Below are 14635 nucleotides of genomic sequence, written 5' to 3' on the forward strand. Positions count from 1 at the left end.
GCCCTCGTGCTCGGAGCGCTGATGCTTGCAGGTGCGGCACCACTCCTTGGGCGTTGCGACGAGGGGGCGGGTCGTCTTTCGGTGGTGATTCGCCGACAGTCGATCAAGGCAGGATCTCGACGTAGCCGTCGGTTCCGTGTACCCGGATCCGTTGTCCGTCGCGGATCAGGCGGGTGGCCTGCTCCACGCCCACGACGGCGGGCAGGCCGTACTCCCGGGCGATCACCGCGCCGTGGGTCATCAGGCCGCCGACCTCCGTCACCAGGGCGGCGATTCCGACGAACAGGGGAGACCAACTGGGGTCCGTGAAGGTCGTGACCAGGATGTCGCCCGCTTCGAGATCGGCCTCCGACATGTCATGGATGACGCGGGCCCTCCCCTCGATCGTCCCGGCGGACACCGGCAGACCGACCAGGGCCCCCGCGGGCACGTCCTCACGCCGGTACGCCCCGGTGACGGCCTCGCCCTCCGAGGTGAGCACCCGGGGCGGTGTGAGCGCGTGGTACGACCGGAACGCGTCCTTGCGTTCGCGGATGAGCCGGGCGAGCCGGTCATCCAGCCGGTTCGAGCGCACGACGTCGTGGAACTCCCCGAACGTGAGGTGGAAGACCTCCTCCCGCTCGGGGAGCACACCGGCCCGCACCAGGCGCTCGGCCTCCGCCAGCAGGGCTTGCTTGTAGACGAAGAAGCGGCAAATGATGTTGTACTTCGGGTACTCGCGGTACCCGATGAAGGTGCGGACCCGGTCGATCATCCGCTTGGCCTCGGCGGCTTTCCGCTCCCCGTCCGGCAGGTCCCGCAAGCGGGACAGCACATCCCGCTCCTTCTCCCGCGCCTTCCGCAGCCCCTGCTCGAAGCGCCGTTCGGCGGCGCCCGGCTCGAAGTTCCGGACGTTGTCGAGGATCACGGGCACGAGCGTGGTGGGGCGTTCGCGCCAACGCGGCCTGGTGATGTCGATCTCGCCGACGCAGCGCATCCCGTACCGGTCGAGGTAGGCCTCGATGGCGTCGCGCGCCTCCGTCCCGCCCGCGAGCTTCGTCAGTTCGTCCGGGAAGCCCTCGTCCTCGACGCCCCGCAGGAACGCCACCACCTCCGGATGCGGGCGGATCACGTCCGCGACGTCGAGCAGCGCCAGTCCCATCTCCGACGTGACGTTGTCGGGAGCGGACAGCGTCAGCGTGTCGGCCGCGTTCTTCTCCCCCAGCCACTCCCGCAGTTTGTCGTTGAGCCACCAGGTGGCTTCCATCCCCGCCATGATCACCTGCATGCTCAGCGGATCACCGAGGACTCGCTTGTGCTCCTGGAATGCCTCCGACAGGTAGTCGAACAGCGCCGGTCCGGTCTTCGTCCGGATCTCGCGCCTCAGGGTGGCGATGGACGCCCGGCTGCGCTCGATCAACTCGGTGACGATGGCCGGATCGGTCTCGATCGGGGTGGGCGCGTCGCCGGCCGGCGGCCCGCCGGGGCCCGCGTCCGGGAGCAACGGGACGAAATCGTCGCGGTCCAGGACGGTGGCCAACGCGTCCCCGGTCAGCGGATCGCCCCTACCCACCAAGTCCAGGAGGCCGGCGCGGCCCTCGGGCGAGGCCACGGCCCGGGTGACGTCGACGAACAACCTCCCGCCGGCCTCGTGCATCGGCGCCATGGCCATCAGCCGCCACATCGAGAGCCCCAGGGGCTTCATGGGGTCGGTCATCATCTGCTGATGACCGACCGAGACGTAGACGCGATTGTCCTGGTCGCCCATCTCGGGGATGGGGAACAGCGTCGTGATCGGCCGGCTCTGGACGATCCGGAAGTCGTCGTCGTCCAGGCACCATTCGATGTCCTGCGGGCGGCCGAAGTGCGTCTCGATCCGCCGCCCGAGTCGTACCAGCCGCACGACCTGCGCGTCCGTCAGCGCCGGCTCCTCCTGCCGGCGCAGGTCGACCGTCACCTCCTGCGTACCGCCGGCCGACAGGGCGTGCACGGCACGCTGTTTGGCGGCGATCGCCTTGGCGACGACTTCGCCGTCGCGCACCTTGAACACGTCCGGGTTCACCAGGCCGGAAACCAATGCCTCGCCGAGGCCGAAACCGGCGTCCACGGTGGCGACCTTCCGGTTGCCCGTGACGGGGTCGGCCGTGAACAGGATGCCCGACGCGGGCGGAAAGACCATCCGCTGTACGACCACGGCCATCCGGACCGTGCGGTGGTCGATACCGTTGCGCCGGCGGTAGGTCACGGCCCGCTCGGTGAACAGCGAGGCCCAGCACCGGCTGACGTGCCGGAGGATCGCCGTCGGACCCACGACGTTGAGGTACGTGTCCTGCTGGCCGGCGAAGGAGGCCGTCGGCAAGTCCTCCGCCGTCGCGCTCGATCGCACGGCGTAGGCGGCCTGTTCGCCGAATCGGGCGAGCGCGCCGGCGATCGCCGCCGCGAGATCGCTCGGGACGGTGATCCCTTCGATGGTCCGCCGGATCTCCGCGCTCAGTGTCCGGATCGCCTCCCGGTCGTCCGGGTCCACGCGCGACAACAGATCGAGCCGATCCTCGATCGACGGCGCCTGCGCCATGATCCGCCGGAAAGCGTCCGTCGTCACGCAGAAGCCGGTCGGCACGCGGATGCCCTCGATCCGCGACAGTCCGCCCAGGTGTGCGCCCTTGCCGCCGACGACCGCGACCTGCGTCTCGTCGATCTCCCGCAGGTCCAACACGTACTGCTCGATCATTGCCATCCCTCCGAGGCAGCCGCCGTGCCCCATTGCCCCGCATCGGCCGGTCGGATCACCGGCGCGTCCGGCTCTGTCGAGCCGCTTGTCGGGCACGTCCTCATCGGTGGTCGCCTTCTCTCCGACGAGTCCCGCCCGCGATCACATGGCGAGGTCCACCGTTGCACGGACGTCACCGCGTCCCCGGAGGGCGACGGCAACACACGTATGTCGTGCCCATTTCCGCAGATGGTGGCCTCGGTCGACGATTCTGCGGCAGCACCGGGGCCTTGCCGCAAGTCCCCCGGTGCGCTATAAATTGGGAGAGGCAAGGAGAGCGATCTCCTTGCCTTTCGCGTTTCGTCGGAACGAACGAACCCGACGGGAAACCGCGGCCCGTACCACCGACGGGAGTTCCGGCCGGCGCGTTCACGGACCGGGTTTGATCTCCGTGCCCTGTGCGGAAAGCAGGCGCCATCCGCCGGTGTGACGAACCGAGAAAACGTGGGTGTAGCGGCTTGCGGCAGTGAAGAACGAGCCGTCGGTCCGAGTGAAGTCCATGCTCGTCCGGCCGACGATGACACCCACATCGCCGATGCGCCGAACGACGGCCTCGTCCGGAAAGGACCGCACGGCCGGGAATCGCACGGCGCCGGAAACGACGGCCGCGAGCAGCATGGCCTTGGTGACCGAAGCACCGTCGCCGACGCCGACGAGGATGAAATCGTCGGTCAGTAGTTCGTCCAGGCGCGCACCGTCCGCGGCGACCAGCGCCCGGAAGAAGTCCTGATCGCACTCGATCAGCGCGGCGCGGTCGGCCGGGTTCGCCGTGGTGGTCATCGACGTGTTTTCCGTTCTCCTCGTTGGCGATGGCAATCGCTCGAGGACGCTACGCCTTGACGTCGGCGTCAACGCCAACAGGACAGCCGTGTTCGCGACGGCCACCAAGTCACGTGGCGCGGGGCGGCTTCAGTCCTCGCGCCCGACACCGCGATCGGGTGCGCTCATGTCCCCCGTCCCGGGCGTGCCGTCGGCGAGCCCGTACCGCAGGTACACGGTGCCCCGCGGACCGGCTGCCGGCGGTTCGAGGAGGGTGAGGTTCGTGGGCACCGCGCCGGCGTCGAACACCTTCTTCCCGACGCCCAGCACGATCGGATGCACCCAGAGGTCGAGACGGTCGAAGAGCTTCTCGCGCAGGAGGCTCTGCACCAGGTTCAGGCTCCCGACGACCTTCACGTGCTCGTGCCGGTCACGGATCGCGCGTACCGCGTCGGCGAGATCCGGACCTAGTTGCGTCGACCCGGCCCACGACAGGTCGGGCCGGCCGCGGGAGGCCACGTACTTCGGGACGCTGTTGAAGAGCGTGGCGATCTCGTTGTCCTCGCCGCCCTCCTGGTGCGGCCAGTAGGCGGCGAAGATGTCATACGTCCGCCGGCCGAGCAGCAGGGCGTCCGTGCCCTCGTACGCGGCACCGATCTGCGCCCCGGCGACGTCGTCCAGCAGGGGCGCCTGCCAACCGCCGAACGGGAACCCCACCGGATCCTCGTCGGGGCCGCCGGGCGCCTGCCCGACGAGGTCGAGGGTCGCGAACATCTCGATGTGGATGAGTCCCATGTCCTGCTCCCGATGAGTCGGTTGTCTCGGTGGGGAGGTAGACCTGTGGGAGTCGGCAGACTCATCGCCGTGACGGCACCGGCTCCGTATTCGTCTCCCGAAGCACCCGACGCGGTGCTCTGCCTCCGCCCCCGGCGCGGAACGGCGCACGGACGCTCCCCACCCACGATAGATCACGGGCCGCGTCCCAACTCGGTGGCTGCCCTGCGTTCGCCGCTACCGTGGGTCACCAGTGGAATACGGCGTGGGATCATCCGTCCCTCTCCCCCGGCCCGTTCCCGCTTGCCACCACCGGCCGGCGACCGAGCCATGGCCAAAGTCAGGGTGAGCCGGCGCGTCCCGGTGCGAGTCACCCGAACCCGGTGCGTCGCATCGCCGACCAACCGCTCCGCGACCGGCACCGACTACTCGGCCGGCACCTGGGACCGGCCGGTGGGCAACACCTCGCGAATCGCCTCGGCGAGCGCCCGCCGCTCCTCGGCCAACTCCGTCCGCGTCGCCTCGGATGCGCGGTACATCCGCCGAGCGCGTCCCGCGATCTCGCGACGCTCGGCAATCAGCACGCCGTCCGTCTCCATCCGGCGCAACAGCGGATTCACCGTGGCGAAGGTGACCTCGAAGTCGTGTTCGACCAGATCCGCGAGCATCCACGCGCTGTGGAACTCCCGTTCGACCGCCCGATCGATGATGTGTCGCCGCATCGCGCTCCGCCCAGACCTACCCACCACGGTCCCTTCTCCCCCGAGGCCACCCGGCCTGCCTGCGTCCCCGTCCGAGCACACCGGCCTCAGTCAACAGGCTCGAACCGGGCCGATCTCCCACCTCACGCTGAACGCAATGAGAACAGTGGGTAACCGACGATCCGTTCCGCCGGCGTGTGGGTGAATCTTCGAGGCGGCATGCGTCGAGCGCGACCCCACCCAAGGCGTGTGTACGGCACACGCGTGCCGAGTCCCGTGCCATCGACGGGAAAAGAAGCACTGGACCACCGGATGTCCACCCGTGAGCCGGAGGACCCTGTACCCGTTCGGCATGGTTTGCAACGCATTCACCGACCGGCACGATCGCGCCCGATCCGGGGACGCGGTTCCCGGTATGGTCGCGACTCGCTCGTCCGGCATTGCGGTGTCGGCGGGACGATCCCGCCCGCACCGGAACCCGCGTCCGCGCGTTCGCGGGTCGCACGCGGACCACGCCCGGTCCGCACCCACTGCCCGCCGGCCTGCTCGATCGGGAACGCCGGTGCCTATGTGGGCAATCCGACGGCGCGTTCCCCGTTGCGGCGTTGTTGGATGACGACGGCGACGACGAGGAGCGCCCCTTGGGCGACGTTTTGCCAGAAGGAGTTGACTCCGACGACGTTGAGGCCGTTCTCGAGGGCGCCGAGGAGGAAGACGGCGAGGAGTGTGCCGCCGACGCCGCCCTTGCCGCCCTTGAGGGCGCAGCCGCCGAGTGCGGCCGCGGTGATGGCCTTGAGTTCCAGTCCTTCGCTGCCGGAGGTCGGCTGGCCGGAACCGGTGCGCGCGGTCAGGATGACTCCGGCGATCGCCGCGACGACGCCGGCGAGGGCGTACACGGCTACGAGGTACTTGTTGATGTTGATGCCGGCGAGGCGGGCCGCGGTGTCGTTGCCGCCGATGGCGTAGATGTTGCGGCCGATGTCGGTGTACTTGAGCAGGACGTGCACGGCCGCGGCGACCACGAACAACGTCCAGATCTGGACGGACAGCCCGAGGATCTTGCCGCGGGCGACGAAGATGAAGAAGTCGTCGCCGAGCACGTAGCCCTGTGCGCGGCCGCCCGCCAGCAGTTGGGCGACACCCTTGTACGCGGCGAGGGTGGCCAACGTGGCGATGACGGGGTTGACCCGCCCGTACACGATGACGATGCCGTTGACCACGCCCGCCGCGATGCCGACGCCGATCGCGGCGAGAACGCCCAGGGCCGCGTTGCCGTCGGTCGAGGTGAACGCCATCGCGCTGACCACGGAGGCTATCCCGGCCTGCGAACCGACCGAGATGTCGAGGGCTCCGCAGATGATGACGACGGTCTGTACGACCGCGAGCAAGCCGGTCACCGCGACCGTGTCGCCGATCACGGTCATGTTGGCGGTGGTGAGGTAGCCGTCGTCGAGCCAGGCGAACGTGCCGACGACGACGATGAGCGCACCGATGAGGCTGGTGTTCTGCGCGCCGACGGCCGTGGCGACGCGGCGGGGCAACGTCCGGGCGTGGCCGCCGGTGGTGGTGGCGGGCAGCGGCGGCGGCGCGTTGGTCGTGGTGGTCATGACGGGTTCCCCTGGGTCGGTTCGGCGAGGTCGTAGGCCATGGCGAGGGCGAGGATGCTCTCCTCGTCGGCGTCCGCGCGGTCGAGTTCGCCGGTGATCCCGCCGTTTTGCATCACGACGATGCGATCCGCGAGACCGAGCACCTCGGGCAGTTCGGAGGAGATGACCAGGATGGCGACACCGGCCCCGGCCAACTCGTCGATGAGACGGTAGATTTCCGCCTTGGCGCCGATGTCGATGCCGCGGGTGGGTTCGTCCAGGATCAGGATCTTGGGACGACGAGCGAGCCAGCGGGCCAGGACGACCTTTTGCTGGTTGCCGCCGGACAGCTTGCGCACCTCGTGGTCGATGGAGGGGGTGCGCACTTCGAGGCGGTCGACGAACTCCTGCGCGAGGCTTCGTTCGCGACGCGAGCTGACGAATCGAAAGCGACGCAGGCGGTCGAGGACGGCGACGCTGATGTTGTGCCGGACCGAGCCGGTCATGAACAACGCCTGGGCCTTGCGTTCCTCGGGGGCGTACCCGATGCCCGCCCGAACGGCGTCCCGGGGAATGCGCAGCCGGAGCGGCCGGCCCTCGACGCGTACCTCGCCGGAACGGATCGGCAGGTCTCCCACGAGGGCACCGGCCAGTTCGGACCGCCCGGCGCCGACCAGTCCGGCCAGGGCGACGACCTCGCCCTCGTGTACCTCCAGGTTCACGTTCGACACGTGCTCGGTGGTGAGGTCGCGGACGTCCAGGACGACGCGGTCGCGCGCGCTGCGTCTGCGGGCGAACAGGGCCGACAGGTCGCGGCCGACCATGAGGCGTACGACCTCGCCCTCGTCGGCCCGCGAGGCGTCGCGTAGGCCGGCGAGTTCGCCGTCGCGCAGGACGGCGATGCGGTCCGCGAGGCGGAAGATCTCCTGCATGCGGTGCGAGACGTAGATGATGGCGAGACCCTGGTCGCGGAGTCGCCGGATGAGGTCGAAGAGCGCTTCCACCTCGTGTTCGGACAGCGACGAGGTCGGCTCGTCGAAGGCCAGGACGGTGGCCTCGGTGGTCAGGGCGCGCAGGATCTCCACGAGTTGGCGCTGCGCGGGCGAGAGTTGGGAACCGAGCGCCTCGGGGGCGATGGCGTGTGCGAATCCCAGGCGTTCGAGGTCGGCGCGCATGCGCCGGTACAGCGTGCCTCGGTCGAGCATGCGGCCCGTCTTGCGCGGCAGCGCGCCGATGTAGACGTTCTCGGCCACACTGACGTGCGGGACGATCTCGGGCTCCTGCGCGATCACCCGGATCCCGTGCCTGCGGGCGTCGGCGGGGCTGTGGAGTTCGCGTGGTGTGCCGGCGACGAGGACACGGCCGTCGCCGGGTCGATGGTCGCCGTTGATGATCCGGATGAGGGTGGACTTGCCGGCGCCGTTCTCCCCCATGAGCGCGGTGACGGTGCCGCGGGGGAAGTCCAGCGTGATGCCGCGCAGTGCGTGGACTCCGGCGAAGTCCTTGTGGATGTTCTCGACGGCGAGCGCGGGGCCCGGGAGGTCGAGGGGTGGGCTTTTCGTCATGACTGGACCTCGAGGGCGTTTCGGGAGGTCGCGGCGACCCGTGCGGGTGCCCGGGTCGCCGCGACTCGTGCCGGGCGGTGCCGTCAGCGGTGGCGGCGGGCTGGTCGACGCGGCCGCGAGCCGGGCCGGGTCACGTGCACTTGAGGCCGGATTGTTGCCAGTTCGACGGGTCGACCATCTTGGTGGTCGCGAACGCCTCGGCGGGGAAGGGCTTGCCGTTCCTGAGCCGATCGACCATGGTCTGCACGGCGAGGCCGCCGACCTCGTGGCCGTTGATGAACAACGCGGCCTTCATCCCGCTCGGTTTGCCGGAACCCCAGTCCTTGCACGCCAGATAGGCGCCCAGTCCGACGCCGATCACGTCGTCGGATCCATGGCCGCCGTTCTGCAGCGCGGTGACCGCGCCACTGACGTTCTCGTCGTTGCAGCCCCACACGATCCAGTGCTTCACCGATCGGTTGCCGCTCATCGTGGCCGCCGTCTTGTTCTGCGCGTCGGGCGGCGTGTTGTCGGTGCCGACCTTGAGCACCTTGACGTCCGCGCCGGCCGCTTGTTTGAACGCCTCGTGGGCCGCCTCGACCCGGTCGGTGCAGACCGTCACGTCCTGCTTCCAGGCGGCGATGATCGCGGTGTCGGCCGGCGTCCAGCCCGCCTTCTTGAATTCCTCGGCCGCGCGTTGGCCCACCTGCGTGCCCATCTGGGGCCCGCTGAAGCCCACGCGCGGAACCAGCTTGTCCTTGGCGCATTTGGTCGGATCGGCCCCGCCGACGCAGATCTGGTCGTCGGACGCGAGCAGCGGTGCGCCGCCCCGCGTGGCGATGTCGACGACCTGCGGTCCCACGGCGGGGTCGGGCACGACGATCACGACACCGTTGTACTTCTGCGCCATCGCCGCCTGAACCTCGCTGACGGCCTTGTTGGTGTCGTTTCCGAGGTTGACGACCTTGAGATCGACCCCGAGGTCCTTGGCCTTCGCGCGGGCGCCCTCCGCCTCGTCCACGAAGTACTGCTGGTCGCCCTGCTTCTGCAAATAGGCGATCTTGATGGTGCCGGATAAGGAAGCCGGTGGGCCCGAGGGCGATCCGGACTTGTTCTCGTCCTTGCCGGACGAACAGGCCGTGAGCGCCACGGCGAATACGAACGCCGCCACCATCGCGGCCCTCCGCCGGGTGCGTCTGCGGTGCGTCATGGTCAGCCCCTGTGAATGTCGGCGGTCCGGGAGAACCGCGCATGTTCGATGGTCGATGCGTCCACATGCCCGGCCGTCATGCTCCGCTCCCCTCGACGGAAGCGCTCCGACCTGCCGAAACGTGAGGTTTTCGAAGCGGCATCTCCTTGCGCTCGGGAAAAGTCGATCTTGTAATCGAACATGGAGGCGCAGTATTCGCTCGTAATGCAACTCACATATCTAGCAGTTTCAACATTAACCAACAAGCCTAGATTTGGTAAATACTCTTGCCGCGGCCTCCATCCGGTAGGAAAGGCTGCGCACAAAGGATCTTTCCGGTGAGCAGTGCGCGGCGCGGGAAACGAACACTGCTATGTTTGAATATGTTGGTTACCTACGGGCGGGAGGGTCGGAAATGCTGGCACGTCAGCGACAAAACACGATCTTGGAAATGGTCGCCGATCAGGGTTCCGTCCGCGTCGCGACGCTGGTGCGGAAATTCGGGGTCTCGGACATGACCATTCGACGCGACCTCGAAGTACTGGCCGCGCAGGGTCTGATCGTCAAGGTGCACGGCGGCGCCACGTCGAGGGACGGCAGTTCGACCGAGGAACCGGGCTTCGTGACGAAGTCCGGGCTGCAGGCCGCGGAGAAGGAGGCGATCGCCCGGCGCGCGGCGGCAATGGTCGCGCCGAACAGCGCCATCGCGTTGTCGGCGGGGACGACGACGTGGACACTGGCGCGGCAACTCGTCGACGTCCCCGGGCTCACGGTGGTCACCAACTCGATTCCGGTCGCGGACGTGTTCCACCAATCCGGCCGGTCCGACCAGACCGTGGTGATCGTGGGCGGCGTGCGCACGCCGTCGGACGCGCTGGTGGGTCCCGTCGCGGTCGCGGCGTTGCGCAGCCTCAACGTCGACATGCTCATGCTGGGCGTCCACGGCATCAGCCCGCGCGTCGGATTCACCACGCCCAACCTGCTGGAGGCGGAGACCAATCACGCCCTCGTGCGGGCCGCCCGCCGCCTGGTCGTGGTCGCCGACCACACCAAGTGGGGCCTGATCGGGATCAGCACAATCGCGCAACTCGGCGACGCGGACACGCTGATCATGGACACGGGCCTGCCCCAGGAAGCACGCGAGCAACTGAACGAACACATCGAGGAACTCGTCGTGGTCGATCCCGTCGATCCGGCCACCGCCTGACGGACCATCACCGCACGAGCCCCCGAGCGCGGCCGCCGAGCGCGGCCGCCCTGCCCCGTCGACCCCGAACTTCGGCGAGAACGACGGAGCCGAGGTGTCCAACCCCGGTCGTCAAGACCGGAGTCGGACACTCTCGCGATGCCGTCCGCGGGCGACGGGCGGTGTCAGCGACGTACGGCGATCCGGTACTGCTGCGTGGCGGCGGGCAGACCGTCCGTGCTGTAGGCCGTGATGGTGAAGGTGCCCGTCGTGGCGCGTTCCGGTGTCCCGACGATGCCCCCGGTGTCCGGGTTCAGCCGGAGGCCCTTGGGCAGGGCTCCGGCGGTCACCTCGTACCGGGTGGTGGCCGGGGTGTTGGTGGTCACCTTTCCTTCGTAGAGGTGGTGTGCGGTCGCCGCCGACGGCAGCGTGTCGGTGCCGAGTCGAGGCGTCGGTGTCACGACCTTCGCGGGCTCGCCGATCGGGTTCCCGCCGGCGTCGAGTTCCTGCAGGGACCACTCCTGGCCCGGCTTGACGACGGTCAGGTGCCAGTTGGTCGACTGGTCACGGAAACGGGCCTTCTGTGCCTCGGTGAAGGCTCCGAGGTTGCGCGCCGTCTCCCACTGCTTGATGGTGTCGAGCAGCATGGTGGCGTGGTCGCCACCCTTGGTGAGACTTGCCACCGATGTCTGGAAACCGACGCCGGCGTTCAGGCCCGCACCCCGTGCCAGCTTGGATTCCAGGCTCAGCGGGGTTTCCGCGCCGTCCAGGCTGATCCAACCCAGCATGCCCGGGAGGAAGTTGGCCTGGTAGAAGGCGTTGTTGGTGAACACCTGGTTCATGCTGGTCGAGCCCACTTCGCCCCAGCTCGCCCGGGTGAGCGCGTCCCAGGTGTTGGAGGTCATCCGGCTGGTTTCGGTGACGAAGCCGTCCTTCGCCTCGGTCTTCTCGTAGGTGCCGTTCACCAACTTGGCCACACCGTACGAGCCCCAGCCGGAATACGAAGCGCCCTCCAGTCCGTCGTAGGAGTTGGACATGATCCCCGTGGTGTTCCAGATGGTGGAGAAGCGGTCGGAGAGGTCGCCCAGGATGCCGAGTCCGCCGAGCGCGCCACCGTATTGGTTCTGCGGCACGCGGGCGACGGTGCCGCCGCTGTCGTGGGCTGCCGCGACGGTTCCCCAGCCGCCTCGGTCCAGGCCGGTGACCTGGCATTCGTTCCCGACCTGGCTCGAATTCGCGTAGATCACGATCTCGCTGCCGATCAGCAGGGATCTGCCCTGCAGCCCCGAGGCGAGCGGTGCGCAACCGGACAGATGAAGGGTGGTGTCACCCGCGGCCATCGGCCGGGTCAACGTCGCCCTCTGGCCGAGCGTGAGGTCCGGGCTCCAATTCGGCTTGACGTAGGGGTCGTTCAGGCTGACGAAGTTCGAGATGGTGTGCACGCCGAGCCGCACGCCCTTGGCCTTGGCGATGTCCACTGCCGCCGCGGCACCGGCGTCGCTGCCGCCCAGGCTGGAGTTGAACTGGTAGTGCCCCGTCGATTGCCACGGCCCGACCGCGTTGGGCAGCGAGTAGATGTAGTCCATCCCGGCCGCTTTCGCGAAGTCGGCCGCCGCCGCGGTGTTGTCGGTCTTGAGGTCTCCGAGGACGAGGAAGGACTGCGAGCTTGCCTGGGCCGTCTTCTGCCATTGCCCGTCCTGGGTCGGGTACGGCAGGTGCTCTCCGGACGCGATGTTCGACAGCACGGTCGGTGCCATCTCGGGTGAGGCACCGAACAGCGCGATCTTGGATCCGGCGATCCGTCCGTTGCCGCCGGGCAGCGGGCCGACCGGGATCCGGTAACCGTCGATGCCCTGCCGCGCGCGTTCCTTCGTGTAGTCGAAGGTGAAGGCCCGCAGCACCGAACCCCACGGCGTCCTGCCCGCGGCGCTCCACTCCTCGAGCGCGTGGGGTAGGGCCACCTGCAGATCGTCGGGGTTGTCCGCGACCTCGTTCTCCCACCCGAAGTCCTGGTACTCCTGCGGCCAGGCGCCTTCGGTCCGGTCGGTCAGCGGCCTCAGCCCGATGGCGAACTGCTTGTCGCGGACCACGCCGACCGTTTGGCCGATGGTCTGGTCGACGGATGTGGGCAGCGGGCCCCACAACAGCGTCTGCACATCCGCCCCGGCGGGGCCCTCGACCTCCACCGCCTCGAGTGTGCCGTAGCCGGCCCGGTTCTCGGCTTTCACGACGATCCGGATACCGGCCTTCTTGTTGGTGAAGGTCAGGCGGTTGCCGGAGCGGGTCACCTTGGTCGGGCGTACCTGCCGGCCGTCGACGACAAGACTGACCAGCGAGGCGGATTTCCCCGGTGCCAGGTGGTCGGTTCCGGTCCGGGAGTCCTTGAGGCCGGTCACGGTGCCGCTGGAGTCCAGCCCGATGTCGAGGTACCCGGCCGAGAGCCGTATTGCGGCCTTGGTCTGGGCCGTCGTTCCCTGGGACGTCGTTCCGGCATCATCCGCGGCGTTCGCCGGGGCGGTCGTCGTCATGCCGAGGCTCAGCGCCAAAGCTCCGACACCGACTGCCGTGCTCCATGTGCGTGCGTGTCTCATGATCTGCTCCTGATTCGCCGTTCGCCTGTGCCTGTGCCTGTGCCTGTGCCTGTCGGGGACATTCGTCGGCCGAGGACGTTGGACGCGGAAGTCTCGGCGGACTTTTCGCTCCTCCCGTGGCGACTTTTTTCATCGTGGGTGTGTCGTACTGCCGGAGGTCGCGCCCGGGGCAGCGTCGGGCTGGTCGTACGGCCGGCTCCTCCGCTGCCCCGGGCTCGGCGGCGGAGGTCGGGGATCAGAGCTCGACGACCGTTCCGGCGCGACGGGCTCGCTCGGCGGCGAAGACGACGCGGTGGCCGGCCAGGCTGGCGTCGATGCCGGAGACGATCAACTCGGGGCGACCGCCGTGCAGAGCGTCGACGAAGGCGTTGAACAGCGCCTCGTCGCCGCCGGCGTGCCCCTCCGCGGCCGACGAACCGTCGAGCGAGGTGTCGTGGATGGTGCGGGTCTCGGTGCGGAAGTCGTAGACGTCGATGTATCGGCCGTCCCCGGTGAGTTGACCCGTGGTACCGAAGACCTTGGAGTGGCGGTTCTCCAGCGGGGTGAAGGCGGTCAGTGTGAACGAGGCGGTCGCCCCGCCGTCGAACTCCAGGTTCACGACCTGGTGGTCGACCACGTCGTTGTCGCTGTGGTAGACGCACCGACCGTACGGCCCGTGCGTCAGCGCGGCGGTCACCGCTTCCTCGGTGAGCTCGTCGGCGCTGATGATCCGGGTGAAGTACTGCTTGGTGCCGCCGTTGCGCAGACCCTCGCGGTACAACGTCGTGGCCGAGTAGGCGCACGAGTTCCGCAACGGGCAGGTCACGCACCGGTCGGTCGCGCCCTTCGGGGCGGCCTCGGGCCGGAAGTGGGTCAGCGAGCCGAAGGAACTGACCCGGGCCACCCGCCGGCCGACGACATCGGCGATCCAGTCGATGTCGTGGCACGACTTGGCCAGCAGCAGTGCCGAGGACTCGTCCTCGCGGCGCCAGTTCCCGCGGACGAAGGAGTGCGCGAAGTGGTAGTAGCCGATCGGCTCCAGGTGTTGGAGCGAAACGATGTCGCCGATCGCGCCCGCGGCCAGCAATTGCTTCAGCTTGAGGGTGTAGGGGGTGTAGCGCATGACGTGCGTGACGGCCAGGGCGGTGCCGTTGCGCCGGGCGGCCTCGGCGATCGCGTCGCAGTCGGCCTCGGTGGTCGCCATCGGCTTCTCCAGCAGGAGTTGATAGCCGAGGTCGGCGAGGCCGGTGGCCGCGGCGAGGTGGTCGGCGTCCAGGAGGGCGATCACCGCCACGTCGGCCAGGCGCGGCCGCTCCAGCAGGTCGCGCCAGTGGGCGAACCGGTGTTCCGGGGTGATGCGGTGCTTGGTGGCCAGGGCCTCGCGGATCTGCTCGCGCGGCTCGGCGACCGCGACCACGCGCGCGGTGTCCGGCCGCTTGGCGGCGAGGTCGGCGTAGGCGTAACCGCGGCTTCCGGCGCCGACGATCACGATCGTCAGTGGACGATCCATCGGGGTGCCAAGGTCGCCGCTGATGAAGGTGTCGAGGGTGGTGCCGGTCGGGGCGTTCACGGGGTGC

General features: G+C 68.9%; 10 protein-coding genes. 1 reads left to right on the top strand and 9 read right to left on the bottom strand.

From position 1 onward, the window contains the following. Positions 1-103 precede the first annotated feature (103 nt). The 7 genes from rph to OG948_RS40025 all read right to left on the bottom strand — a co-directional run bounded on the left by rph (position 104) and on the right by OG948_RS40025 (position 9323). Complete coding sequence (rph, locus tag OG948_RS39995; protein WP_331769885.1) at positions 104-2710, bottom strand: rifamycin-inactivating phosphotransferase; 2607 nt, start codon at positions 2708-2710, stop codon at positions 104-106. A 408-nt stretch (positions 2711-3118) separates the two neighbouring features. Further along, complete coding sequence (locus OG948_RS40000) at positions 3119-3634, bottom strand: nuclear transport factor 2 family protein (protein WP_331773457.1); 516 nt, start codon at positions 3632-3634, stop codon at positions 3119-3121. A 24-nt stretch (positions 3635-3658) separates the two neighbouring features. Further along, entirely contained in the window at positions 3659-4303 is a 645-nt protein-coding gene (locus OG948_RS40005) for a dihydrofolate reductase family protein (protein ID WP_331769886.1), read from the bottom strand. A 404-nt stretch (positions 4304-4707) separates the two neighbouring features. Next, positions 4708-5004, bottom strand: coding sequence for a PadR family transcriptional regulator (locus OG948_RS40010; protein WP_331769887.1), 297 nt, complete (start codon positions 5002-5004; stop codon positions 4708-4710). A 545-nt stretch (positions 5005-5549) separates the two neighbouring features. Continuing rightward, positions 5550-6590, bottom strand: coding sequence for an ABC transporter permease (locus OG948_RS40015; RefSeq protein ID WP_331769888.1), 1041 nt, complete (start codon positions 6588-6590; stop codon positions 5550-5552). Continuing rightward, positions 6587-8134 (bottom strand): sugar ABC transporter ATP-binding protein, encoded by a 1548-nt coding sequence (locus tag OG948_RS40020; RefSeq protein ID WP_331769889.1) that lies wholly within the window; start codon positions 8132-8134, stop codon positions 6587-6589. The genes OG948_RS40015 and OG948_RS40020 overlap by 4 nt, the downstream gene beginning before the upstream one ends. 130 nt (positions 8135-8264) lie before the next feature. Then, positions 8265-9323 carry a substrate-binding domain-containing protein gene (locus OG948_RS40025; protein ID WP_406300554.1) on the bottom strand — a complete coding sequence of 353 codons (1059 nt, stop codon included), beginning with the start codon at positions 9321-9323 and terminating at the stop codon, positions 8265-8267. Between the two features lie 394 nt (positions 9324-9717). On the opposite strand from OG948_RS40025, the gene OG948_RS40030 reads away from it, so the two are divergent. Continuing rightward, a complete protein-coding gene (locus OG948_RS40030) occupies positions 9718-10509 on the top strand; it encodes a DeoR/GlpR family DNA-binding transcription regulator (RefSeq protein WP_331769890.1) in 792 nt (263 codons plus the stop codon). A 164-nt stretch (positions 10510-10673) separates the two neighbouring features. Here OG948_RS40030 and OG948_RS40035 read toward each other — a convergent pair whose 3' ends face one another. Both OG948_RS40035 and OG948_RS40040 read right to left on the bottom strand, forming a co-directional pair. Beyond that, on the bottom strand, positions 10674-13079 hold the full coding sequence (locus OG948_RS40035; protein ID WP_331769891.1) for an Ig domain-containing protein: 2406 nt from the start codon (positions 13077-13079) through the stop codon (positions 10674-10676). Between the two features lie 235 nt (positions 13080-13314). Continuing rightward, entirely contained in the window at positions 13315-14628 is a 1314-nt protein-coding gene (locus tag OG948_RS40040; protein WP_331769892.1) for a Gfo/Idh/MocA family oxidoreductase, read from the bottom strand. Between the last annotated feature and the right edge of the window lie 7 nt (positions 14629-14635).

Origin of the sequence: Embleya sp. NBC_00888 (assembly GCF_045207655.1) — a bacterium.
In the GTDB taxonomy this organism is placed as follows: Bacteria; Actinomycetota; Actinomycetes; order Streptomycetales; family Streptomycetaceae; genus Embleya.

Bases quoted from the DNA above. Each gene is read 5' to 3' on its own strand.
- rph (WP_331769885.1), bottom strand. From the start codon at position 2,710: ATGATCGAGCAGTACGTGTTGGACCTGCGGGAGATCGACGAGACGCAG.
- OG948_RS40005 (WP_331769886.1), bottom strand. From the start codon at position 4,303: ATGGGACTCATCCACATCGAGATGTTCGCGACCCTCGACCTCGTCGGG.
- OG948_RS40030 (WP_331769890.1), top strand. From the start codon at position 9,718: ATGCTGGCACGTCAGCGACAAAACACGATCTTGGAAATGGTCGCCGAT.
- OG948_RS40020 (WP_331769889.1), bottom strand. From the start codon at position 8,134: ATGACGAAAAGCCCACCCCTCGACCTCCCGGGCCCCGCGCTCGCCGTC.
- OG948_RS40035 (WP_331769891.1), bottom strand. From the start codon at position 13,079: ATGAGACACGCACGCACATGGAGCACGGCAGTCGGTGTCGGAGCTTTG.
- OG948_RS40025 (WP_406300554.1), bottom strand. From the start codon at position 9,323: ATGACGCACCGCAGACGCACCCGGCGGAGGGCCGCGATGGTGGCGGCG.
- OG948_RS40010 (WP_331769887.1), bottom strand. From the start codon at position 5,004: ATGCGGCGACACATCATCGATCGGGCGGTCGAACGGGAGTTCCACAGC.
- OG948_RS40015 (WP_331769888.1), bottom strand. From the start codon at position 6,590: ATGACCACCACGACCAACGCGCCGCCGCCGCTGCCCGCCACCACCACC.